Source organism: Pseudomonas congelans, assembly GCF_900103225.1.
GTDB lineage: Bacteria > Pseudomonadota > Gammaproteobacteria > Pseudomonadales > Pseudomonadaceae > Aquipseudomonas > Aquipseudomonas congelans.
Map to the genome: position 1 here is coordinate 961,768 of NZ_FNJH01000001.1, position 24,177 is coordinate 985,944.

The window sequence follows — 24,177 nt, forward strand, 5'->3', positions numbered from 1 at the left end:
AAACTGTCCCGGATAGCCGCAATGTTCAATTCGCATTTGAAAAACACCAATAAGGCATTGGAGCGCCGCCTCGCCATGCTTGAGCAAGCAGGGCAAATCCTCAATCTGGAGACAGTTGCCGTTGTGCTGGATGGCACGGGCAAAGTACAGACCGTCAACGCGTTGTTCGAGACGGAGATGAGTTACGCGCAAGCAGAGCTGGTCGGACGCAGTCTGTCCGAACTGAGCCCGCCGGAACTGAGCGGCGACGTTCACCAGAAACGCGCATTGACCGCGATTCGCGACGGCAAGCATTTCAGCGGTACGTTGCGTCTGGTCAGCAAAACCGGGGCGAGGGTGTGGCTGAGAACCATTGTCGTCCCTTATAAAAATGAAACCGGCGGCGTCGAGCAGATCACCCTGTATTCGAGTGTTCTGACGCGAACGATTGAAGCCTCCCGCGAGAACGAGGCGCTGGTCAATGCGCTGCAACGTTCCACCGCCGTTATCGACTTCACTCTCGATGGCATTGTCATCGGCGCCAATGAAAACTTTCTGAGGGCAATGGGTTACGAGTTGAATCAGATAAAGGGCAAACATCACAAGATGTTCTGTCTGCCTGAAGAGTCCACCTCTGAAGCGTATATCCAATTCTGGGAAAGACTGCGCCGGGGTGAATTTATCGTCGATCGTTTTCGCCGGGTTGATAAAGGCGGTCGTGATGTATGGCTGGAGGCGTCTTACAACCCTATTACCGATGCCAACGGCAAACTCTATAAAATTGCCAAGTTCGCAACAGTTATCACTGAACAGGTCGAGCGCGAGAAAGCGGTCGCTGAAGCATCGGAAATGGCTTATCAAACGTCTATCGATACTGACAGCAGCGCACAGCAGGGCCGCAAAGTCATCAAGGACACGCTGCAAATGCTTGGCCAACTGACCATTTCGATGGAAGAGGCCACACGAGGCATCGAAGCACTGGACTCGCAAAGTCAGGTGATTGGAACCATCATTAAAACCATCAGCGGCATCGCCGAACAAACCAACCTGCTCGCGCTGAACGCAGCGATTGAAGCCGCCAGGGCCGGTGAACAGGGCAGGGGGTTTGCGGTAGTGGCCGATGAAGTTCGCCAACTGGCCTCGCGCACGACAAAAGCGGCGGAGGAAATTGTAAACGTCGTGAAAACCAACCAGAGCCTGGCTTCAGACGCGGTAAGCGTAATTGTGCGTAGCACCGAACAGGCTTCCGAGGCGCTGGTATTGGCCAACGACGCAGACCGCGTGATTCAGGAAATCCAGCACGGCGCAAACACCGTAGTGCGGGCAGTCAGCCGGTTTGTGGACCAACGCTCCAGTTAAGGGCAAACAGTCGGGTCGACTCAGGGGACACTAAAGGTGTACGGCCCTGAGTCACTCATTGCGCAGGTGAACAGGAAAGAGCGTTTAGCGATATTCGCAGGGTCCACCGGCTTATAGACGTTTTAAATGAGCGTGTTTTATTAAATCCATGGGACAGCACTCGCGCAAGTCACACACTATCGTCATCACGGCCTTACTGCCTCAAGACTGACATCCGGCTACCGATACCCTGTTTATAAGCGTTGCACTCGCCGTCCTTTCGAGCCTCTTTACTATGCCTTTTCTGCGCACCCCACACATGGTTCGTAAGTACCTTTACACGTTGTTGTGGTTTTATGTGTTCTCTATTTTCCTGTTCGCAGTCGCGTGGGAATTCGAACTTGAATCCTTCGCCATGGCCGCGATGGGCTTGCCCTATGATCAGGACTTCGAAAGTGCCGAGCGTTGGCGTTTTGTACTGACTTCGACCGGCTTTGCAGTGCTGTCGATGATCGTTCCGTTCGTTCTTCTGAAACGCCTGATGCAACGACTCCACCGCAGCTACAACGACTTGCTCGAGTCCCAGGCGCTCAGCGAATCTCTGGCCCGTCACGATCCATTGTCCGGTTTGCTCAATCGCCGTGTGTTTCACGAGCAACTGGTTGCGCGCCTGCAGCAGCCAGCGATACAGACCGCGGTCTTCCTGATCGACCTGGATAAATTCAAGTTGATCAACGATACCCACGGGCATGCGGCAGGAGACGCGGCTATTTGCGCCGTTGCTGAAAGCCTGCGCGACGCCACCGTCGGGTGGCAGGCTTCGGTGGCTCGACTGGGTGGCGACGAGTTCGGCCTGGCAGTCAGCGGCGACTTCAGTCACGCCGAACTGGCGCCGCTCGCCGAAAGCATTCTGGCCAAAATCGCAGCATCCAGCGTTGGCTTGCCGGGTGTGGCCTTTAGCGCGACCCTCGGCGTTGCCGTTGCTCCAATGGACGGCTCAGACCCCGACATCTTGCTGCAACGTGCGGACAGCGCCATGTACCGCGGTAAAACCGGTGGCCGAGCGACGTTTCATTTCTATGAAGTCAGCTTCGAACGCGAACAGCGCCTGCAGGAACAGTTCGCGCGGGAACTCACCCTGGCTATCGAAGAGAAAGATATTCAACCGTTCTATCAGCCTATCGTCAGCCTTCCCGAGCAGCGTCTGGCAGGGTTCGAACTGCTTGCGCGATGGCTGCATCCCGAGCGTGGAATCATCCTGCCGCTTGACTTCATACCCGCTGCAGAACAGTTGGGGCTGATCAAGCCACTCACCGCGACCCTTTTGCTTCAAGCCTTCGATCAGGCACGCGATTGGCCTAGCGACTTCACGCTGGCGATCAACGTCACCTCGCTGATGATCGAAAGCCCCGACTTTCCTGACTGGCTGGAACAGTTGGCCAGCGAAGGAGGATTCCCGCTGAGTCGGCTGGAAGTAGAAGTGACGGAAAATGCCCTGGTCGCCAATGTCGACAGTGCCCGCCTGAACCTCGAACGTCTGCGCGCGATGGGCGTGAGCGTCGCTCTAGACGATTTCGGTACCGGCTATTCAGGGCTGTATCACCTGACCAAGCTTGCCATCGACAAGATCAAGATCGACAGATCGTTCTTCGACACAAAACTTGAAAACCAGAACGAGATGGTCAAGGCCATCCTCGCTCTGGGTAAAAGCCTGCGCATGAAAATCACCGCCGAGGGCGTTGAGCACGAACAACTGGCAGACTGGCTGGCCACCCATGAGTGCGACTTTGCCCAGGGCTACCTGTTCGGAAGGCCCTTGCCGTCGGCCCAGGTGAGAGAGCTGCTGGCAATGAGGGAGGCTGAGGGGCCGGTCAGGGCGTGAGCCAGTACTGGGCGATGTATTTATGGAAATACGTAAAGCGGAAGCTTAAGACAGCCCAACCGATATCCGGCCGAAGCTATCGAGAAAAAATATTTTTTATTGATTGCTACCTAGAGGTCTCTGCCTATTAAAGAGGGCGTCTTAATTAGAAAGGATAGAGTCATGAACCTCTATAGTAATAAGCTCAATAACGAAGCGATAGTGTAAGCTCCCCACTTTTGTTGTTACGCAATTCTATACGGTAACATCCAAGTTACAAGTGCGATCAATGAACGAGGAAGACCTCTGTCTGTGATGTCCGCTGGATGGGCGAGGTTTTGAAAAAGCAGGGTATAGAGTATTGCGTGGCGACTACCGAGAATCTTAAGATCAGAAAAATCCACCTGTATCGCCAGCGAAATAAAACCAATCAAGAACACGGCTGCGCTTATGGAGAAGCTACTAGAGGCGCGATAAGCAGCGAACAATCGGCAGCATGAAAACATTGATTCTCACGCCGCCAGTCCATGCTTTTTTTCTAAAGACCAAAAATAGGAGTCAAATTGATTCAAGAATCTCCTTGCGTCGTGATATATATTCACTATCATTAATCAGTTTGCGCTCTTTAAGGGAGAGAAGCTTTTCTAGACGTGCTTCTACGCTATCAGATACCTTCACAATAGGTTTTTCAATGGTGAAGTCCGGCGCCCCAGCACAAGCAGCGTTTATGTCATTCATAAGCGCTACTTCGTCAAAAACAGTATTTCCTTTATTGTCACGCATTAGATTTGAGTATGTTCGACCCAATGCAAGAGTCTTCTGACGCAAAACTGCATTTCTAGGGTCAGCCTCAAGGTCTTTTAAAGATGCCTGATACTTTTTATGAGATTCGCTTTTTGCTTTTTCTTTAACCCATGCGAAAAGTAGGCCTAGGAAAACAACAACAATCAGGATAAACCAAAACATACCTATAATCCTTTACTTGGCGCAGCAATCTCTGCGATAGCGATGATACTACAGTGTTTGCGCCCGCATCCATCTCCGCGACTAATTATCTACAACCGGCTGGGAACTGACCGGATACTTAATCGCCGTTATAAATTTTGACGTCAGTCATCAGGCATCTGCACACAGCGTAATATTTTTATAGTTCATTATCGTCACTTCGCATCTGGCGCTCGCCGAAGCGTAATCCGGGTCAATTCCGAAGGCTTGCCAAGACGAATGGCAAACCCCGGCCAGAGTGCGGTGCCGTTGTTGACGTACAGTTGCATCCCGCCCACGTCATAAAGCCCCGACACAAATCCGCCGTTGGCCAGTGCCAGCAGCCGGTGAAGACCGAAGATCATGCCGCCATGGGTATGCCCGGAGAGTTGCAGCGCTACGCCGTGGGTCGCTGTTTCCTCGGCGTTTCTGGGTTGATGGTCGAGCAGGATGATCGATGTGTCTTTCGCGATGCCTGCTATGGCTTTCTGCAGGTCTGGCGCAGGGAAGCCGGTTTTTGGCGCAGTGACATCGGTGACGCCGGCCAGAGCGATGCGTGCACCGTCGTGCTCAATCATCGTGTGGCTATTGGCGAGAGGGATCATGCCCAGAGAGACGAAGTGCTGCATCCATGCCTGGTTATCGAAAAAGTACTCATGGTTGCCGGGGATAACGTACACGCCGTCCGGCGCACGCAAATCGCGCAGGGCCTCGATATCCTGTTTCCGGTTGCTCAGCGAGCCATCAATCAGATCGCCAGTGATGACGATCAGGTTCACTCCCAGCGCATTGGACTGCTGTACCACCGCCCGGGTCCAGGACGCGTCGAACAGGCGGCTGATGTGCATGTCGGTCAGTTGCAATACCTTGTAGCCCTCGAATTGCGGGGGCAGGTTTTTAATCGCGATCTGGATGTCTTTCACAGGCGGCACGCGCACGGCCTGCTGGACGCCTATGGCCGCCAGCACCAAGGCCGCCACACCGACGACGTAGCGCAGATTGGCCGGAATGCTCAGCGTCTGCCGGCGTACCAGCATCGTCAGCAATGTGCCGATGTCGACGATGATTTGCAGTACCGCGAGCAACAGGATTGCGCCGAACGCCCAGTTGAACAGCATCACGACGTAGCGTGGAAATTCCGGCGAGAACACGCTGCCGGAAGAAAACCGGCAATACAGATGGTATTGCGAGGCAAGGACAAGCAGTACGGCAACGGCGATTTTCGCTGATAACGCCCAAGGCATCGGCCATAGAAAACGGGCGATGACGTATAGGCAGGGCAGGCTGAACATAACGTGAAACATTAACGTGCTCCGTTGACCATATTGATGAGGTGAATAACTGCGTCAAGGGCACGGGCAGTAATGAGTTCGAACTTGTCCTGCTGAACGCCGCCTGTTGCAGCGTGTTGAGGGGCAGGAGTGCTGGAGGTCTGCGTGCCGATGCAGGACTCCTTCGAGAGCAGACCGGTGCCGCCAAGTTTCTTGTAACGCGCGGCGATTGTCGAGCCATGCTTGAACGTAGCTATCACGGCCGCTGGATATCCTTGCGGAACTGCTGCATCTCATGCCTGGCCTCTCGCGGCGTGACCCCGGTCCAGCGCTTGAATGCCCGGCGAAAGTCACGAATATCGCTGAATCCAGTCTCGCTGGCCACGTCGATCAGCTTCGTTTCGCGGTGACTCAGGAGTGACAGTGCCCTTGCCCTGCGCAGTGAATCGATGACGCCTTGATAAGACTGTCCGGCTTCACCCAGGCGCCGTCTCAAGGTGCGCTCGCCTATATTGAGTTGTTGCGCGAGTTCATTGAGCGACGGCGGCGCGCAGAGCCGCTTGCGTATTTCACGTTGCACGGTTTCGACAAGATCAGACGTGCCTTTGTCTTCCCAGTTCGCGCTGTCCAGCAACTCGGCCACTTCGGCTGCGACGAAATCATCACGCGTGACTAATGGCGTTTCCAGCCACCGGGCGTCGAACTCGATCAGATTATGCGCACCGGCGAACACTACCGGACAGCGGAACACTTCCCTGTACCGATGCGCGTGTTCGGGCTCCGGGTATTCGAGTTCGACCCGGCTGGGAACCAGATCATGACGACCACTCAGGTGACGAACGATCGCCATCTCGCTGGCGAATGCCTCTTCCAGATAGAAACCGATTACATCGGGGTCAAAGAACTGCGGCACGATATACGTCAGGCAGCGTCCCTCGTGAAACTCCATACGATGGGAGAGCAGGGCGCCGGTGTGTTTCTGATAACGGATCGCCAGATTGAGCGCATCGCCCAGCGTCGGGCTGGCTTGCATGCCCAGCCCGACAATACCCCATGAGACTGCCGTCTGGCGCTCGCCGACCGACAAGCCCAAGCCACCATCACCCAGCTCGGAGATGGTCCGCCGCACCAGCAGGTTGCTTTGCCGATGCGACAGCAAATAGCCTGATTTTTTCAAGTCATCGGGGGCGAAACCCAGGCCACGGCACAGCCACTGGGTATTGACGCCACGCTCGGTCGCGTACTGCAGGAGCATGCGTGATACCTGCGGTGGGGCAGAGGCTTCGGAGAACAGTGGGTCGGCAATGAGTTTCATGTTGATCCGGACCTTTCACATGCAGGTATTTTTGTTCTATCGAGTCACAGCATGCCTGAAAAAACAGTTGAAACATCCCTCGGGTCGCTCATTTTTCACCGGCCTGAAGTGCCTGTCGAACAAGTCCGTTATCACCCCCTTTAACGTCCATGCATCCCCTGCTTGCGCTACGACTCCTTGGCTAACTTAGGGTTCTCGCTGTAGAACCCGAGGAACACAAAGTGAGCAACGACAACAAGATCCACGATTGCGCCGACGCGGTATGCATTATCGGAAGCGGGCCTGGCGGGCTTTGTATGGCCAGGGCACTCAAGCGCCAGGGACTCGATTACGAGCAGTTCGAGCGACACAGCGAAGTGGGTGGTGTCTGGGATATCAATAACCCCGGAACGCCGATGTACCAGTCGGCGCACTTTATCTCCTCGCGCGATCAGTCAGGCTTCATCGACTACCCCATGCCCGCGCACTTTCCCGACTACCCGAGCAATCGCCAGATTTTCGAGTACGTTCGCTCCTTCGCGAGGGCGTTCGACCTGTACGGCAACATCCGCTTCAACACCGCCGTCGAGGATGTCGAAAAGGAAGAAAACGGACGCTGGCTGGTGACACTGGCCAACGGTGAACGACGCCGCTATCGCGCAGTAGTGTGCGCCACTGGATGCAACTGGGACCCGAACATGCCCGAGGTGAAAGGTCAGTTCGAAGGCACCATCAGGCACTCGGTAACCTACAAGCATGCCGACGAATTCAAGGGCAAACGGGTGATGGTCATCGGTGCGGGCAACTCCGGTGCAGATATCGCCTGTGACGCCGCCAGGCATGCGGATAAAGCCTTTATCAGCATGCGCCGCGGCTATCACTTCATCCCCAAGCATCTGTTCGGCATGCCGGTTGATGAGTTCGGTGAAAAGGGGCCACAACTTCCCATGTGGCTCGCGCGTCCGATTTTTCAGGCGATTCTGCGCGTGATCAATGGCGACACACGCCGTTTTGGCTTGCCCAGACCTGACCACAGGCTGTTTGAAAGCCACCCGTTGCTCAATACCCAGTTGCTGCACTGTTTGCAGCACGGTGATATTCAGGTCAAACCGGATGTCTCGCACTATGAGGGGCAGCACGTGGTGTTCAAGGATGGCACGCGCGAGGCGCTGGATCTGGTGCTTTATGCCACCGGTTATAAATGGAGCTGCAAATACGCCGCGAACTATTTCGAGTGGAAGGGCGGCCGGCCCCGTTTGTACCTGTCGATTTTCAGTCGCGAGCACTACAACCTGTTTGGCATCGGGTACGTTGAAACCAACTCCAGTGCCTACAAACTGTTCGACAGCGAGGCCCACGCAGTGGCCTGTTACTTGCGCGACCAATTGCAGCAGAAAACCAGGGCTGGTCAATTTGATCGGTTGATTGCGTCTGACGACCCGGATCTTTCCGGGGGCATCCAGTTCGTCAAATCCCAACGTCATGAGGTGTACCTGGAGGCTCATGCGCTCAAGAAATACTTGCGCAAGCTGTCTCATGAGTTGGGCTGGCCAGTGGTCGAGGAAGGCTACTACAGCAGCCTGCGTAAAGGCGCCGGATATGTGGCTGCGCCGCTGCACCCGCAACCGGCCGCCCTTCAGGAGACGTGCTCATGAAAACGGTTGTCCTGATCACCGGTGCGGCCGGTGGCATAGGCCAGGCAATCTGCGCCCAACTGATCCGCCGGGGGATGCAGCTGGTCATGGCGGATATCGATGAAAAACAGTTGCGTTCGCTGGCAGAAAAACTCGGCGAAGACGCTCATCCCTATGTGGTTGATCTGACCGATCAGCAAAGCCTCGCTCAGTTGATGGCTTATATAGAAGCAGAGTTTGGCCGACTGGACGTGCTGATCAATAATGCCGCCATCGCGGTGGTCGAGGCGTTCGATACACGCTCGGTGGACAGCATCAGCCGAGAGCTGAATATCAATCTCGTTGCACCCTTGATTCTCACGCGTCTCGCCATCCCATTGCTAAAGCGCTCGGCCGACGCCCGGATCATATCCACGGTTTCGCTGGGCGGTGTATTTCCCACGCCGGAATCTCCCATCTATTGCGCCAGCAAGTTCGGCCTGCGTGGTGCGATGCTGTCGATCGGGCTGGATCTGGCAGAGAAGGGCATCAAGGTCGGCTCGATCCTGCCCACTGCGACAGACACACAAATGTTGCGCAAGGAAGCCATCGAAGGCGGCAATGCCTTGCAGTTCATCGCGCCGCCGCAGTCGCCGGATGATGTCGCACGTCAGGTGTTGCTGATGCTCGACAAGCCCTGCCTGGAGCGAACACCGAAACCCAGCGAATCCTGGGCGTCCAGTCTGGCGATGCTGTTCCCCAATCTGTTGCCACGAGCCATCCGCCTGCTGCAAAAACGTGGCGAAAAGGGCATGCAGAAATACATCGAATCGCTGGGCGAGCGAGGTCTGGCGCACCAGGTGGAGGGCGTCTGGCGTTTGAAGCAGTAAACCTGACGTTGGGCCGGTGGCGCGTTTTTTGTCCTGGGCAACGCGGCGAATACCAAGGGTTTCATGGCTATCCGTTTTCAGCTAACGGATAATGCGGCGAGTTCGAGGTTCATGCTGCAATCTGCCGCACAGGAGTTAATGATGGTCAAAACGCGTCCACGTCCCGCCGTGAATGGAGTCGCATCAGCGGATAGGGTGCTCACCGTTCTGTCTTCGTTTCAGATAGGGGACTCGGCCTTGAGCCTTGTGGAACTGGTCGAGCGCACCGGCCTGATCAAAAGCACGATCATGCGTCTGATGGTCTCCCTGGAAACCTATGGCTTTGTCAATCGCCTTGCAGACGGCCGCTATATGCTCGCGAGCGAGGTCATGCGCCTTAATGCGGTGTACCAGGATGCCCTGGATCTTGAGCGGCATGTGTTGCCAAGGCTGCACAAACTGACGGGGGAAACCGGCGAGACGGCCTCTTTCTATGTGAAACACGGCGCCTATCGGTTGTGCCAGTACCGCGTAAATTCTCCTCACCGGCTGCGATTGCATATGCAGCCCGGGGACATGCGCCCCATGGACGGTGCGGCGAGTGCCGAAGCATTGCGTACCCCGTATGCCCGTGCAAAGGATGGGCTGGAGCCTTTTTACTCGAGCGGTGCGACTGATCCGCATGCTGCCTCGATGGCGTTGCCCATTTTTGGCCCGCTTCATGAAAACATCGGAGCGTTGGTGCTTTCGGGCCCGGCCATGCGGCTGACCGCTGACTATGCAAAAGCGATCCGCTCTATCTTCATCGAGGTGGCTGACGACCTGACGCGCAGCCTTGGAGGGAAAAGTTTCGGCGAGGAGAAGGGCGCACACCGGGCCCCGGCGGTCGACGAAGCGGTCTGAGTCAGACATGCCCACTTCCAGAAACAGCCGATTTGAAGCGCTGCGCCAGGCAGCGTTTCAAATCGTTATTGCCGCGCCTCAGCTGACCTCTACAGATTTGGCGTCCTCAAGCGCTTCACGCTTGCGGCTTCTGCCCATGACAAGCACGGCGATTGCACCGGCCGTGCACAGCGCCGCCAGAGGCAGCAGAGCAATCGCATAACTTCCCGTGGCCTGATGGATGGCGCCATAAGCGTTGACCATGATCCCGCCTCCGATCAGATTCGCCAGGGCGCCGATGGCTGCCAGTCCGGCGGCGGCCGTACTGCTCGAAAGCCAGTTGGACACCAGTGCCCAGAACGGACCTTTCATCGAGTAAGCGCCGATGAGCACCATGGTCAGCATCACGACAGTTGCGGGCAGAGAGGACGTGACCAGTGCCAGCAGCAGACCCGCAGTGATCAAAAACAAGGTGGCGGAGGTGTGCCAGCGACGTTCATTGCTGCGGTCCGAACTGCGCCCCCAGATGATCATCGCAACCGATGCAATGCCGTAGGGAATGGCATTGACGAAGCCGATCTCCAGATTGCTCAGGCCAAAGCTTTTCAACAGCTGGGGTGCCCACACGCTCATGGTGCTGCCTGCCGCAGACGCGCCTGAATAGATAAGCGCCATGACCCATATGTCCTTGTGCTTGAGCAGCTTCCATAGCGAGATATGGCCGATGTTGGTCTTGAGCTTGCGCTCTTCATCCAGTTTGTCGACCAGCCAGGTGCGTTGTTCATCATCCAGCCAACGAGCCTGAGCCGGGCGATCGGTCAGAATGAAAAGGCAGGCGATTCCCAGCAGTACGGCGGGGATACCCTCAAGAATGAACAGCCAGTGCCAGCCCCTCATGCCCATCCAGCCGTCCAGGGTCAGCAGGTAGCCCGAAAGCGGTGAGCCTAGAAAGTTTGCACCTGGAATAGCGACCATAAAGATCGCCACCATGCGTGCGCGATAGGCCGACGGCAGCCAGTAAGTCATGTAAAGCAGCACGCCCGGGAAGAAACCCGCCTCGGCAGCACCCAGCAGAAAGCGCATGACGTACAGCGAGTTGGCGCCCTGCACAAAAGCCGTCCCTGCGGAAATGATCCCCCAGGTGATCATGATGCGTGCAATCCAGATGCGCGCGCCGAATTTCTGCAGGGCCAGGTTGCTCGGCACCTCGACCAGAAAGTACGAGACAAAGAACAGGCTGCTCGCGAAACCGAAGATCGCCGGGCTAAGGCCCAGGTCATGATTCATCTGCAGCGACGCCATGCCGATATTGCCACGGTCGATGATCGCGATCAGGTAACAAAGGATAAGGAAGGGAAGCAGTCGCCATGCAACTCGGCGCATGGTGGTGCGTTCGAGTTCGGTGACCGGTTGAGTCGGTTGGGTGCGGGCCATGGTGCTCTCCTGTGCTTATTTTTGTGGAGAAACGGTAGATGTTCGCCCCGCCATGTCGGTAGCGGGGCAAAAGCTGGATCAGCCATCGAGCAATTGGCGATTCACGACGCAGCGGGGGTCAAGCGCGTCGCCGTCCCACACTTTGACGATCTGTTGAACAGCCAGCAGCCCGACGCGATCACGGGATTCGGTGGTATTGGCACCCGTATGCGGGGTGGCAACAAGATTCGGCAGTTGCCACAGCGGACTGTCGGCAGAAGGCGGCTCCGGATTGAACGTGTCCAGTCCCGCGCCTGCGATTCTGTTGGTTTGCAGCGCCTGAACAAGCGCCGGGGTATCGACCAGTTCGCCACGGGCAGTATTGATCAGGATGCAGTTGGAGCGCATGCGGTTCAGTTGCGCGGTACCGATCAGGTTGCGGTTTTCGTCGGTCAGCGGGCAATGCAGACTGATGATATCGCTGGATTCGATGAGGCGGTCAAAATCGGTTTCGCGCTCGACGTGTGGACGTTCGGGTAGCGTTTTGAGGTAAGGGTCGAACACCTTGACCTTCATCTGCAAAGGCGCAACCAGATCCATCAGGATGCTGCCGATCGCCCCAAGGCCAACCAGCCCCAATGTCTTGCCAAACAGCTCGATACCGTTGGCGGTGGCCTTGTCCCAATGTCCCTGGCGTGTACGTGCATCCAGCCAGGCAATTTGCCGAGCCACGCTGAACATGAGTGCGAAAGCATGTTCGGCTACCGATTGCGCATTCGCCCCGAGGGCGATAATGACAGGAACACCTTTCTCTGCCGCCGCCTGAATATCGATGGTGTCGTAGCCGACCCCGTGCTTGGCGACCGCCTTGAGTTTTGGGGACGCTTCGATCATTTCACGCGTCAGCTTGCCTTGCCTGACGATGATCGCGTCGGGCTGCACGTCGCGGATAAGCGCGGTGAGTTCTTCAGCCGGCAGGTAGGGGGTGGTGGGGAAAATCTGAATGCCCAGATCATTCGCATAGCTCATCACGTCGTGTGCCAGGGCGGGGCCTGTCAGCAAAATCTTGCGGGTCATGGATGCGTACCTTGTTCTTATTTGCGTTCGCGTTTGGTGTGCGGCCGGGCATCAGTTTCAACCCGATGCCCGAACACTACCATAATGAAATGCCATTTCACTATATAGATTTTTATCGATCTAAAAAGGTACTTTAATTCTTTTTTACTGCTTGATTGATCTAAAATGAAATGTGATTCTGAAAATAGAAAACCCAGCCTTTCGGCGGCAACCCATAATTTCAAGAGAGAAATGCCCCATGACGATTGGATTCCGAGTCCTCGAAGCAGCCCGTAAAGTCAGCGCCGAGTGGGTGTCACGCTATCGCGACGTCCCCGTCGCAAACGTCAGCGATTCGATGAATCGAATGACTGCAGGCGGCGCTCGCCTGCGGCCGATGCACCGTGAAGGTGTGCTGGCAGGACCCGCACTGACCGTGAAAGCCCGGCCCGGTGACAACCTCATGCTCCATTACGCCATTGATATCGCCGAGCCTGGCGATGTGATCGTGGTGGATGCGGGGGGAGATCTGAGCAACGCGCTCATCGGCGAGATGATGGTGGCTTATGCAGTGAAGCGTGGCGTGGCAGGCATCGTCATCAACGGCGCGATTCGGGATGCAGGGAGCATTGCTGCCGGAACATTCCCGATGTTCGCGGCGGGCATTTCCCACCGGGGCCCCTACAAGGACGGACCGGGTGAGATCAACGTGGCCATTGCGATCGACGGGATGGTGATCGAACCGGGTGATCTGGTCATAGGCGATGAGGATGGCTTGCTGTGCGTACCCTACGAGCATGTCGCCGACGTCTATGATCGCGCCTCAGCCAAGCACCATGCCGAACAAAAGCAATTGGAACAGATCGCCAGAGGAGAAAACGATCGCTCCTGGGTTCTGGAATCCTTGAAGAAAAAAGGGTGCCTGCTACCGCAGTAAACTCGGTGTCCCTGGCGTGAGCACGGCCGTGGCGCAACGCTGCGCCGTGTTGTCACGCTCGTGCCAGGCAGCTGAAAATGGCGGCCGGGGTGTGAGTGCCGGACTTGATGCTCAGCGCTGAGCAGGTATCGTGTAGGCGACACGTTGAAAAACACGCGGCTCTAACAGGGCCACACGATATTGTTCAAGGCGCGATACAGCGACCTCTTCGCGCTGACGGCACAAGGATTATTTTCATGAAAGCTTTTCAGATCGGATCTCAACAAGGCCTGGACGCTCTGACCGCGACCACGCGGCCCGAGCCGATCGCCGGGCCGGGGCAGGCCATCGTCGCGCCGCGCCTGGTGAGCCTCATCAGCCGGGATGTGCAAATCCTGCGTGGCACCTACGGCCCCAAACAGTTATCGGAACGTATTCCCATGTCCGAAGGCGTGGGTGAAGTCATCGCGGTAGGTGAGGGCGTCAGCCAGGTCAAACCGGGCGACCGGGTCATCTGCGGCCACTTTCCCAATTGGCTGCAAGGCGAATTTCACACCAGCGTGTTCGCCCACGATGTGGGTGTTACCCATGACGGCTGGCTGGCTGAAAAGGTCGTACTGCCCGCTGCTGCCTTGATTCACGTACCGGACGCATTGGCTGACAAGGACGTCGCCGCGCTGGCATCTGCAGGCCTGACCGCCTGGAACGCGCTGATGGAGGTGTGCAAGGTCAAGCCAGGTGAACTCGTCCTGTGCCTGGGAACCGGCGGAGTGGCGCTGGCCGCATTGAAACTGGCCAGGCTTCACGGCGCTCGTGTGGCGATCACCTCATCAAGTGACGAGAAGCTGGATATCGCGCGTCAGCTTGGCGCCGATATCACGATCAACTACCGCACGCATCCGGATTGGGCCGCGCAAGTCATGGCACTCAGTGATAACGCCGGTGCCGACATCATTATCGAGACCGGGGGCCAGGACACTCTGGGTCAATCGATCGCGGCGGCTGCCGTCAACGGACGTATTGCCGTGATAGGCGTGACGCCAGGTCAGCACTCGCCGATTCCCGACTACCTGTCGCTGATCCTCAAAAACGTCACAATCAGAGGCATTGCCAATGGCAGCCGCGAGATGTTTGTCGACCTTGTTCGGGCCATCGAGGCCAATGGAATTGAAACGGTAGTCGCGAAAACATTCAAATTCGCCGACGCCCCCGAAGCCTACGCGTATTTCGCCGCTGCACAGCACATCGGCAAGGTATTGATCGAGTTTGATCAGGGCTGAGGCACGGGCGGCATATTGAAGGTATAGCGAAAGGCTTACACGTGCCGGGGTGGATCAGCCCTGTACGGTATGTTCGCGAAGTAGCAATCTATACCCATCAACCGTTGCACAGGAAGCGCTTCGGAGGTCAAGGATGATCACCATTGCCGGGATGGCTGCTGACAGGATGTTGGAATGGTATTGATAGAAAAACGACCCGCTTCGGCGGGTTTTTTTATGGGCGCAAGAAAGGGGGCGATGCGCACATGTCTGAACAGAATAGTCAGTTACCCCAGGATTTGATCTTTCAACCGATGCGTTGATGATCTACGGCCTGCCCCGAATGGCGCGGCGGTCGCGGTCGAGACGGCTATCAACCGATCTACAGACCGTACCGCTGCATGGTGAGAAAATCCCTGAACGTGTAACAACAATAAAACGACCCTCTGCTCAGACAGCCGCCTGGAACATCTCTACCGGGATGGGATGCTGAACGCGCTGCTCGGCATGCAGCCAACGAAGTAACGCACTGCGACCGGCAATGCCCATTTTTACCGCCGCACGCTTGAAGTAGCTTTCCACCGTGCTGACTTTCAGATCAAGCCTTTCCGCCAGCTGAGGCACCGTGAGACCGGCCAGTAGCCCGACGCACACTTCGGTTTCGCGCGAAGACAAGCTCAGCGCCGATGCCTCGAGGCGACCAAGGAAACGCTGGCGCAGGCCCTCCATGGCATCTTTGTTTTTCAGGCTTTTTGCGACAAGAGAAGGGTTTGTCGAAACAAGAGTAGGCGTCACGGTCGCGATGTGCTGCTTTACGATGGGCAGTACCACCCAGGACAGATCCTTGAGCCGGGCGCGCTCCTGACTGGTGAATGCCTTGGCAGAGGGTGATCGATAAACCGACAGTACATATTGCCCTTTGCCCGGGTAGGCGAGGTGCACCTGTGGGAGAGATGCATGAGGGTGCAGATCACCTGTCTTCTCCTGCGCGTTGTACGCGGGGGACTCAAACCTGATGGATCTGTCGACACGTGTATCTGCCAGCTCTGTCGGGCTCAACATAACGGGCTCAAGGCGTCTGCTATCGATACCCGGGTTGAGCACCTGGTGCAGGTTTCCACCAAATGCACCAACAGCATGAGCGCCGGCAACTTCACTTGTAGATCGACCGAGCCCCTGAATGACATGGGTAGCGTCCACGGGCAGCGAGGCGGTAATCATCTCGTGGAGCAAGCGGGCGAACTGACGACTTCCGATACCGGAGATCACTTTGCCGAGGTGCGGGAAAAGCTGTTGCATGTTCATCGGGGTTCCTTTTTCCGTTTATATAGAGACACGCCAAGGCGCAGCCTTGATTCAGCCTATGAATAATTAACTGTTTTGTAGTGCTTCGAACCCTGCGGTCAAACAGGTTATATGTAGACCGTCATACAGCATTCAGGCGGGCTGAACAGGAAGCTGAAAGTTAAGCGGTAACGACGGCCAAGAGCTTGCAATAATAAAAAGTCAATCATGTTACGAGAAGCGAGACCGCTAACCATAAGCAAGGCACTCTTTAACAGTGGCAACTTTTTTATCGATTTTTATTGAGTCTGACGTACAGTGGGCGACGCGGGGAAATACGAATCACTCTGGATAACGGGCAAACGGGCGTATGACAGTTGCCCTAAAAAGCGCAGCCGCACAGCCTGCAGCGGCGGTGTAAAAGCATTCAATAATGTTGGCATGACGATCAACTCCTATCCCTATCCCTGTTGCCAGTGCGCACGCAAGAGGCGTGGCGACACGGTCGTTCAGCACCGGTTTGTTTATATTAAGGTGATCATATAGATCACAGAGAACTCAACAAAGTCCAGCTGCCCGTTATGACCGAATACTAACCATATAGTTCATGTTTCACGCCTGAATTGCAATGAAAAAAGTTTAATCAAAGAGAGCGCTCACATGACAAGGCCTATAACGCCGGGTTGTCGTTCCAGGCAGTATCACTGGATATGCTTCGCAGCCGAGAAACGCAGGAGGCTCCGGTCGGTTGTGTCTTACTGGTTATCGGGCTGGATAGCAAGTGAATAAGTACTCGCTGGCACGTTAGTACACACTAAGTGTGCATAACAACACCCGTCATCCAGGCCCGCTTGTTTTTAATCTATTTTCTGATGGCTTCTCTACAGGTATCTTATAATTCTATTCGCTGCACAACCACAGACTCACTCGGTTTAGCCGATGGATGGCCGGTTGGCTGACGGTGCAGCACAGGCAGCATCGCCGAGCACCTGGTGCAGATTGACGCCTGCCGTCCGCCCGGTGAGACGATCGAACGGATAACAACGCGCAGCGGCGCGGTATGGGCTCAGGCTGTTTGAGAGACGCCTGTCATCCACTTGACCAAGCCGTGTCGCCCCCTCACGCCAAGCTTTGCTCCGGCGCGCTTGAGGTAGGTCTCGATGGAGCTGTTCTTGACGTGCAGCTTGTCGGCCAGCTCTGGAACCGTAGCGCCAGCCAATATGCCAAGGCATATTTCTTTTTCCCGCGATGACAACCGGACCTCCGATTGGCTCAGCTTTTCGTTGAATTCACGTTGAAGCTGCTGGCCGCCCTGTGTAACGGCCTCGTTGTCAGCATGCGCAGAGCACAAGGTGCGGGTTGTCTGGGCATGTCGCTCCAGCAGGGGCAGCAGGGCCTCTGAGAAATTCTTCAAAAACGATAATTCGTGAAGGGAAAAATCACGCTGGTGATGATCGCGGTGCAAGGAAATGACACAGCGCCTGTTCGACTTGCGCGACACGAGATTGCAGTGATACGTACCCGACGGACCAGAACTCGCCTGTCCAATACTGCAGAGTGGTTTCAGATGAACGAGCAGAAAGTCGTCCACATTGAGCATTCGCGCGAGCAGCGTCTCCTGGTTCTGCGAGACCGTCAGACTCATCGGTTTCTGATCTGCGTTTTCTCGCCCCAGGGGCTGGATGCTGATAACGCTTCCTTCGTTCTCGTCGATCGTCCATTCACTCAGGTCGAGGAAGTCGATGGGGACAGTGGCGGCTATGATCTGGTACATGTTCGAAGCGAATCCTGCATCACCCACGCTTGCGATTAACTTTCCCAGCTCCAGAAAATAGGCCGACTGATTTCCCGACATTTGTAGATTGGCTTCCATTACACATTCGCCCCCATGGCGTTAGTCTCCAGACGAACCAAAAGCAACCTCGCATACAGGGCAGCCCTCTCAATGGCTAGCAATGAGAATAATGTCAGATTGTAGGACAATATTACTAGCGTATTAAGGAATGTACACATTGGGGCTATTCCCAGTCTGTCGGGGAAAAGGGGGACAAACGTCTCGCTACACGTCAGTTCATCACGTCCAACAGTGTTTGATAGCTTCCGGGAACACCATGAAGGGTATTCCGTGCCATGTCTCAGAATAAAGGATCTTTTTAGTGGCCGGTTTCTTCGGAAAATGGCCATGCTGTAACTAGCCAGGTGTGACTTTATAACGAAAAATCTCGCGAGCCAGTTGCCTCTAAAATAAGGTTCTTTACAGCGTCGAATGCATTGCCACCGGCGTCATTGCAGTGTGCTCAAAAAATATTTCGCTTTTGCGTTTCAGGCACGGCGAGTGGTCGGCCCCTCCCGCAGTGCCATACCCGGAACCCCGTATACAGCACTCGACAACGTCTCCGCGACAATGTCCCGGAATGCGGGGACAGACGCACACCGGCCCTGATGTTTCCATTAGTGCATGGCTGCAGGATGAACGCCTCCCTCGCAGTGCAGTTGTAGTGGCGAAACAGAGATTCTCATGTACGCCCTTTATTCCAGTATCGAGCATTTGATTCATCCGAGATCAGTGACGCCCATTGAGCGGGGAATACAGTGAGCATTGTCGGCTTTTTCCGGAAATTGAATTTCCGCAAAGTCCTTGTGAGGATCGTCTTGATCGATCTAATGGTCTCGCTGGCTGCCTATGCCTTCTACAGGGGCGCCAGTGGGGAAGAGGAGACTGTTTTTCTCTCCGCTGCAGCGGAAGTTGCGGACATTGAATACGCCGTCACGGCACAAGGCGTGCTTCAGGGTCGTAATCAGGTGGACGTAGGGGCCCAGGTTTCAGGGCAATTGCAGTCCCTGAAAGTCAAACCAGGTGACAAGGTCAAAAGAAACCAGCTGTTGGCAGAGATCGATCCATTGCCCGCCAGAAATGCTCTGCGACAGGCCGTTGTCAAGATCGAACAACTCACGGCCGAGCGGGACGCGACGCTGCATAAATTGAAACTGGCCGAGTCGAATGATCGCAGATACCAGGCACTGGGCTCCACGACAGCGGTTTCCAAAGCGGATCAGGACAAGGCCCGATTCGAGCTGGAGTCCCAACGCGCCAACCTGGCTTCGCTCACCGCACAATTACAAACGGCCCACGTGAAGGAAGAAGCCGCACGCATCAAACTCGATTACACACGCATCTTCGCGCCAATGGATGGCCAGGTGCTCGCCATTGTCACTCAGGAAGGCCAGACCGTCATCGCAGACCAAACGGCACCGGTCATTCTGAAGATGGCGCAACTCGACACCATGACCGTGAAGGCGCAGGTTTCCGAAGCCGATGTGCTCAAGATCAAACCCGGTCTTGCGGTTTACTTCAGCGTCCCGGGCGATCCTGACACGCGCTATAACGCCACCCTCAAGGCGATCGAGCCGGGCCCCCTGGCTGCTGCAAGCCAGTCCGGCGCAACAGGCGAAAACAGCAAAGCTGTCTTCTACAACGCTCTTTTCGATGTGCCCAACCTTGAGAATCGCTTCTATATCAACATGACCGCTGACGTCAGAATTGTGCTTGAGGCGAAGGAGGGCGTGTTGACGGTTCCCGTGGACGCGCTGGGTGATCGGCGGGAGGACGGTACTTACAGCGTAAGAGTTCTGGGTGAAGGCAACGTGGTCAGGACAGCTTACGTAGCGCCGGGTATCAATAATCAGGTCAGGGTCGAAGTCCTTTCCGGGCTCAAAGCCGGCGACAGGGTTGTCATCGGAGAGCGGGGCGGTGTGGAAGGTGTCTGAGGGTATGGCGAAGAGGTGCTGGACAATAAGACGTCAAGGGCCGTTGTAAGCCGATGTCAGATCGCTAACGGGCACGTTGCAAGCGATGGTAAATGAAGTGGGCGTACGTTCAGAAACAAGGTCAACAGTAGATTAACAATCGATGCCAGCTTCAGGGCATTCCTGAAGGTATAAGCGTTTGCCCATGCGCCAGTCGTTTTCATATTTGAAAACCAGGCAAATTGGAAAACACATCTGTTTGGGAGTAGAGGGCATGGCCATGTATTACGTTGCAATTGCAATGCTCACCGTGCTGCTGGTACCAGGGCCGACCAATTCACTGCTGCTGCAGTCCGGGATCAGTCGGGGGCTGGGCATATATTCGCTGAAGCTGGTCGCTGCCGAATGGGCGGCTTATCTGATTCAGATTACTGCGTGGGGTTTGTCCATCGATGCATTGATCGAACATTACGGTTGGGTGGTGGTCGCGATCAAGGTGCTGGCTGTGCTGTTCCTGTTCTACATCTCCCTGAAACTGTGGTTTTCGATTCATCAGGAGCCCGATGGAAAGCCCTCTCCGATTTCGATCCCGGCGTTGTTTTTCGCGACACTCAATAATCCCAAAGGACTGTTCTTCGCTACGCTCATAGCCCCCGCCGGAACGTTTTTACACATGGATAGTTATTTGTCGTTCATGGCCATTTTTTCGCTGGTCGTTATTCCTGTCGGAGTGGCGTGGACCGCGCTGGGGGCGTTTTTCGGCCGAAAACTACCCTCGAGAATATCGGGCAATCGAATCAACCGGTTTGTTTCAGTGGTCATCGGACTGTTTGCGGTGATGACGTTGTATAACGTGGCCGCAACAGCGATCTTCGCCTGACCCCACAGACCCTGGCAATGCCCCGCTCATACACCCTGTCTTTAATATGTACCTGACGTTGATTGTGCTTATGCGGTTAATAAATATTGGAATCTTCACGTGAGCTATCGTGACATCGTGCTCAGTGAGGAAGAAGAAATCGAGTTGAACCAGCGCCTGAAATCAGTCACGACAAGTCCCAGAGAAGCCCGACGGGCGCAGGTGATTCTGCTCGCTGCAAAAGGGCATTCTCGCAACGAGACTGCCAGGTTGACCGGGCTATCGGTGGTTTCGGTCACCCGCTGGTGCAAGCGTTTTCGCAAGCTGCGTCTGCAAGGCCTGGTGGATCTGCCTGGAAGAGGCCGCAAGTCATCCCTGCCAGCCGAAGCGTTGAAAAAAACCCTCGATCAAGTCACTCAGCCGTGTATCGGCCAAGCTCGCTGGAGCTGTCGAAGCATGGCGAAATTCGTCGGTATATCGCCGGCCAGCGTCCAGCGCATATGGGCCGCCAACAACATAAGGCCACACCTGGCAAACGTAGCAAAACTACGCAGCGATTCGGACGTCGAAGAGAAATGCAGCGAGGGTGGCGAGGGGATATCCGAAGCGCCCGGATAAGGCGTTGATGTTCTGTTGTGGCCAGCCAGACCAGGGACAGACTCTGCAGCTTGCACAGCCAGAACTTTATTGCGCAGGAGCAACTGATCAAGCCCCTATCTCGATGTCGTTTACTGCACTGGATTGCCTGCAGGTCGCATGCTCAGCGCCATTGAGTGCCGGTATCAGCCATGGCTGCAATCCCCTAACTGAATACCGACGCGCAAGTGGCTCCTGATGCGACGCGACCCGCTAAGCCGGGTTGCTCTCAGCCATGATTGGGCATTGGCTCGCGGCGCGCACGGATCAGATCACGCGGCGAATAAAAGCCCTGCACCAGGCGATTCTTTGACCGGTACTCGCACATCACCAGCAGAGTGTCCGGGAGAGGGATGATCGCGGGTTCATGCTTGACCACCATAATTTTGCCGCCCGAGCGAAGGCGTACATGTGCTCCAGATTCGAATGTGCCCATCTTCAGTTCCTCACAAGGGTTTTGATGTACGCTCCGTCCAGCCGCCGCCCAGCGCCTTGTAGAGATTGACTTCGGCGGTGAGCTGCGACAGTCGGTCGGTGATCAGGGTTTGTTGAGCGCTGAATAAAGAGCGTTGCGCATCGAGGAATGTCAGGCTGCTGTCGACGCCAATGCGGTAGCGGCGTTCGGCAAGGCGGTAATACTCCTGGTTTGCCTGTACAAGATCGCTCTGCGCCTTCAACTGACGCTTGTAGGTCTGACGCGCAGCCAGACCATCGGAGACCTCCTGAAAGGCGGTCTGTATCGATTTTTCGTACTTTGAAACGCTTATATCTTTCTGGATCTTCGAATAATCAAGGCTCGCCCGCAGGCTTCCGGCGTTGAAAATCGGGATATTGATCTGCGGTGAAAACACCCAGCCTCCCGAGCCGCCTTTAAACAGGCCGGACAGCTCGGTGCTGGATGTACCGGCGTTGGCCGTCAGGGTAATGCTCGGGAAGAAGGCCGCTCGCGCAGCACCGATGCTGGCGTTGGCCGACTGCAACTGGTATTCGGCTTCAAGAATGTCCGGGCGTCGTTGCAGCAGGTCAGAAGGCAGTCCCGCCGGCACTTCGGCGAGCCAGTCCGAAGACAACGGGCGATCGGGCGCGCTGTCAGAGACCGTCGTGCCCACCAGTGAAGTCAGATTATTGAGGTCCTGTGCGACCTGGCGCTGAAACGTCGCCAGACTTGCCCGTGCGCTCTCCACCGATGTGCGCGACTGGGCCAGGTCCAGTGACGAAGAAGCGCCGAGTTGCTGGCTGCGAGTGGTCAGCTTCAGGCTTTTTTCATAGGACATCAGCGTGTCCTGGGTCAACGCCAATAGCTCCTGGTCGGCACGCCAGGTCAGGTAGGCGGTGGCGACACTCGCCACCAGACTTAGCTGGGTGCTGCGCCGGGCTTCTTCGCTGGACAAATAGGTGAGCGAGGCCTGATCGCTGAGGCTGCGTATGCGTCCGAACAAATCCAGCTCGTAGGAGCTGATACCCAGCGTCGCCGAATAAGTACCGCTGGTCACCGGACCGCCGGTCTGCGTGATACTGGCAGGAAGGCGCTGCCGGGTACCGCTGCCCGTGGCGCTGATCGCGGGAAACAGATCGGCGCGCTGAATGCGGTATTGCGCTTGATAGGCCTCGACGTTAAGCGCTGCCACGCGCAGGTCACGATTGTTGAGCAGGGCGCTTTCGATAAGCTGTTGCAGTGTCGGGTCGCGGAACAGGTCACGCCAGCCCATGTCCGCCGCCAGCGGACCAGGCAGTGCTGGCGCATAGGCTGAAGATTGTGGGTAGTGTGCGGCGACCGGGGCTGCCGGGCGCTGATAGTCCGGAATCAATGAGCAGCCGCTCAAGGACAGTGCAGCAAACAGCCAGGGGCCAATGGATCTGTTCATTCTGCGCCTATCATCCATTTGGCCAGTCCATGTCGACCGCTGATGCCCAGCTTGGCGGCGGAACGTTTGAGGTAGGTTTCGATGGAGCTGCTTTTGACGCAGAGTTTTTCTGCGATCTCAGGGACTGTGCCGCCCGCGAGAAATTCCAGACAGGCCTCCTTTTCCCGTGCCGAGAGCGAGACGTCGCAGGCACGCAAGCGTTCGTTGAACTCGCGTTGCAGGTACTTGTGCTCAATGGGAACCGAACCGTGCGGCAGCGTGCCGCCAGCGCTTTTCCTACCGGACTGGCGATGCATGCGGGCATGCCGTTCCGACAACGGCAACAGGGTCTCCGAGAGGTACTTCAAAAAAGACAGTTCTTGCAGCGAGTAATCCTTGTCGGCTTGCGGGCGGTGCAGTGAGATCACACAACGGCGATTGGCCTTGCGCGAAATCATGCTGCACTGGTGGGAAGTCCCGAGAACGTCATTGCCCTTCTGGTTTTTCATCCGTGCGTTCAGGTGAATCAGCAGGCCGTCTTCCACCTCCAGCACCCGCCTGACCAGTGGGTGGTCGTTGTGGTGCCTGGCACGGGTCGGACACACTGTTTGCATCTGCGGATTCAACTCAGTGCCTGCATAGCCCAGCAACCGCACGTCGGTCACCACCGTTTGATTGTCGTCAACGGTCCACTCGCTCAGCTCGATTCGGCTGACAGCCAGCGATGTGTTGATGAACTGGTGCATATTATTCAGGAACATGTCATCCCCGACGCTGGACACCAGCTTTCCGAGTTCCAGATAAATGTGCGGTTTCACTTCATCTTTGGCGTTCGCTTGTCGGTTCATACGTCTATTCCTGCAGAACAGAAGCTGCGTGCAATTCTGTCGCCCAGACTGTGAATTCCGTCTTGCGGATGCTCAGCGCTTTCGCACTGCAACATCACTCGAATCCGGTATCACGCGTAAGCGTCTTCACAAAAAACGATTCAGCTCTAGGCTCCAATTAAGCTGAGTTGCGCAGGAAAAGTCTGTCACGGGATACCGGGACATCCTGCGCAACCTGGCGGTTA

At 56.0% G+C, this 24,177-nt stretch carries 19 protein-coding genes and 3 pseudogenes; 11 read left to right on the plus strand and 11 right to left on the minus strand.

The window, feature by feature from the left end; translation table 11 throughout:
* Positions 1–75 precede the first annotated feature (75 nt).
* The 3 genes and pseudogenes from BLR20_RS28345 to BLR20_RS04090 form a co-directional block, all read left to right on the plus strand.
* Positions 76–798, plus strand: a pseudogene (locus BLR20_RS28345) (PAS domain-containing protein); the annotation flags it as partial.
* Between the two features lie 111 nt (positions 799–909).
* A pseudogene (locus tag BLR20_RS28350) lies at positions 910–1,338 on the plus strand (methyl-accepting chemotaxis protein); the annotation flags it as partial.
* A gap of 274 nt (positions 1,339–1,612) precedes the next feature.
* Positions 1,613–3,199 (plus strand): putative bifunctional diguanylate cyclase/phosphodiesterase, encoded by a 1,587-nt coding sequence (locus tag BLR20_RS04090; protein ID WP_054994089.1) that lies wholly within the window; start codon positions 1,613–1,615, stop codon positions 3,197–3,199.
* A 537-nt stretch (positions 3,200–3,736) separates the two neighbouring features.
* Here BLR20_RS04090 and BLR20_RS04095 read toward each other — a convergent pair.
* The 4 genes from BLR20_RS04095 to BLR20_RS04110 all read right to left on the minus strand — a co-directional run bounded on the left by BLR20_RS04095 (position 3,737) and on the right by BLR20_RS04110 (position 6,748).
* Positions 3,737–4,144 carry a hypothetical protein gene (locus tag BLR20_RS04095; protein ID WP_054994090.1) on the minus strand — a complete coding sequence of 136 codons (408 nt, stop codon included), beginning with the start codon at positions 4,142–4,144 and terminating at the stop codon, positions 3,737–3,739.
* 194 nt (positions 4,145–4,338) lie between these two features.
* On the minus strand, positions 4,339–5,466 hold the full coding sequence (locus BLR20_RS04100) for a metallophosphoesterase (protein ID WP_054994091.1): 1,128 nt from the start codon (positions 5,464–5,466) through the stop codon (positions 4,339–4,341).
* On the minus strand, positions 5,466–5,693 hold the full coding sequence (locus tag BLR20_RS04105) for a hypothetical protein (RefSeq protein WP_010429160.1): 228 nt from the start codon (positions 5,691–5,693) through the stop codon (positions 5,466–5,468). The genes BLR20_RS04100 and BLR20_RS04105 overlap by 1 nt, the downstream gene beginning before the upstream one ends.
* Positions 5,690–6,748 carry an AraC family transcriptional regulator gene (locus BLR20_RS04110; RefSeq protein ID WP_010429158.1) on the minus strand — a complete coding sequence of 353 codons (1,059 nt, stop codon included), beginning with the start codon at positions 6,746–6,748 and terminating at the stop codon, positions 5,690–5,692. Before BLR20_RS04110 ends, BLR20_RS04105 begins: the two co-directional genes overlap by 4 nt.
* A gap of 221 nt (positions 6,749–6,969) precedes the next feature.
* Between BLR20_RS04110 and BLR20_RS04115 the strand changes: the two genes are divergently transcribed.
* The 3 genes from BLR20_RS04115 (at position 6,970) to BLR20_RS04125 (ending at position 10,112) form a co-directional block, all read left to right on the plus strand.
* Positions 6,970–8,382, plus strand: a complete 1,413-nt coding sequence (locus BLR20_RS04115; protein WP_054994092.1) for a flavin-containing monooxygenase — start codon at positions 6,970–6,972, stop codon at positions 8,380–8,382.
* Positions 8,379–9,230, plus strand: coding sequence for an SDR family oxidoreductase (locus tag BLR20_RS04120; RefSeq protein ID WP_054994093.1), 852 nt, complete (start codon positions 8,379–8,381; stop codon positions 9,228–9,230). Before BLR20_RS04115 ends, BLR20_RS04120 begins: the two co-directional genes overlap by 4 nt.
* A 141-nt stretch (positions 9,231–9,371) precedes the next feature.
* Entirely contained in the window at positions 9,372–10,112 is a 741-nt protein-coding gene (locus tag BLR20_RS04125) for an IclR family transcriptional regulator (protein WP_025990865.1), read from the plus strand.
* A gap of 78 nt (positions 10,113–10,190) precedes the next feature.
* On the opposite strand, the gene BLR20_RS04130 is transcribed toward BLR20_RS04125, so the two are convergent.
* Both BLR20_RS04130 and BLR20_RS04135 read right to left on the minus strand, forming a co-directional pair.
* Positions 10,191–11,525 (minus strand): MFS transporter, encoded by a 1,335-nt coding sequence (locus BLR20_RS04130; RefSeq protein WP_010429150.1) that lies wholly within the window; start codon positions 11,523–11,525, stop codon positions 10,191–10,193.
* Between the two features lie 78 nt (positions 11,526–11,603).
* Positions 11,604–12,581, minus strand: coding sequence for a hydroxyacid dehydrogenase (locus BLR20_RS04135; RefSeq protein ID WP_054994094.1), 978 nt, complete (start codon positions 12,579–12,581; stop codon positions 11,604–11,606).
* A 238-nt stretch (positions 12,582–12,819) separates the two neighbouring features.
* On the opposite strand from BLR20_RS04135, the gene BLR20_RS04140 reads away from it, so the two are divergent.
* Both BLR20_RS04140 and BLR20_RS04145 read left to right on the plus strand, forming a co-directional pair.
* A complete protein-coding gene (locus BLR20_RS04140) occupies positions 12,820–13,497 on the plus strand; it encodes an RraA family protein (protein WP_054994095.1) in 678 nt (225 codons plus the stop codon).
* A 236-nt stretch (positions 13,498–13,733) separates the two neighbouring features.
* Positions 13,734–14,756: a zinc-dependent alcohol dehydrogenase family protein gene (locus tag BLR20_RS04145; RefSeq protein WP_010437035.1), complete on the plus strand. Its 1,023-nt coding sequence runs from the start codon at positions 13,734–13,736 to the stop codon at positions 14,754–14,756.
* A gap of 429 nt (positions 14,757–15,185) precedes the next feature.
* Here BLR20_RS04145 and BLR20_RS04150 read toward each other — a convergent pair whose 3' ends face one another.
* Both BLR20_RS04150 and BLR20_RS04155 read right to left on the minus strand, forming a co-directional pair.
* A complete protein-coding gene (locus BLR20_RS04150; RefSeq protein ID WP_054994096.1) occupies positions 15,186–16,040 on the minus strand; it encodes a helix-turn-helix transcriptional regulator in 855 nt (284 codons plus the stop codon).
* Between the two features lie 1,045 nt (positions 16,041–17,085).
* Positions 17,086–17,874, minus strand: a complete 789-nt coding sequence (locus tag BLR20_RS04155; protein WP_010437030.1) for a helix-turn-helix transcriptional regulator — start codon at positions 17,872–17,874, stop codon at positions 17,086–17,088.
* Positions 17,875–18,611: 737 nt separating this feature from the next.
* Here BLR20_RS04155 and BLR20_RS04160 point away from each other — a divergent pair.
* The 3 genes and pseudogenes from BLR20_RS04160 to BLR20_RS04170 all read left to right on the plus strand — a co-directional run.
* Complete coding sequence (locus tag BLR20_RS04160) at positions 18,612–19,787, plus strand: efflux RND transporter periplasmic adaptor subunit (RefSeq protein WP_162235672.1); 1,176 nt, start codon at positions 18,612–18,614, stop codon at positions 19,785–19,787.
* A gap of 253 nt (positions 19,788–20,040) precedes the next feature.
* Positions 20,041–20,646 carry a LysE family translocator gene (locus BLR20_RS04165; RefSeq protein WP_074594419.1) on the plus strand — a complete coding sequence of 202 codons (606 nt, stop codon included), beginning with the start codon at positions 20,041–20,043 and terminating at the stop codon, positions 20,644–20,646.
* Between the two features lie 99 nt (positions 20,647–20,745).
* A pseudogene (locus BLR20_RS04170) lies at positions 20,746–21,423 on the plus strand (helix-turn-helix domain-containing protein); the annotation flags it as partial.
* A gap of 67 nt (positions 21,424–21,490) precedes the next feature.
* Here BLR20_RS04170 and BLR20_RS04175 read toward each other — a convergent pair.
* The 3 genes from BLR20_RS04175 to BLR20_RS04185 are packed head-to-tail and all read right to left on the minus strand — an operon-like array spanning position 21,491 to position 23,953.
* Positions 21,491–21,697 (minus strand): hypothetical protein, encoded by a 207-nt coding sequence (locus tag BLR20_RS04175; protein WP_010437018.1) that lies wholly within the window; start codon positions 21,695–21,697, stop codon positions 21,491–21,493.
* Between the two features lie 10 nt (positions 21,698–21,707).
* Positions 21,708–23,126 carry an AdeC/AdeK/OprM family multidrug efflux complex outer membrane factor gene (locus BLR20_RS04180; protein WP_010437016.1) on the minus strand — a complete coding sequence of 473 codons (1,419 nt, stop codon included), beginning with the start codon at positions 23,124–23,126 and terminating at the stop codon, positions 21,708–21,710.
* Complete coding sequence (locus BLR20_RS04185) at positions 23,123–23,953, minus strand: helix-turn-helix transcriptional regulator (protein WP_010437015.1); 831 nt, start codon at positions 23,951–23,953, stop codon at positions 23,123–23,125. The genes BLR20_RS04180 and BLR20_RS04185 overlap by 4 nt, the downstream gene beginning before the upstream one ends.
* Positions 23,954–24,177: the final 224 nt, after the last annotated feature.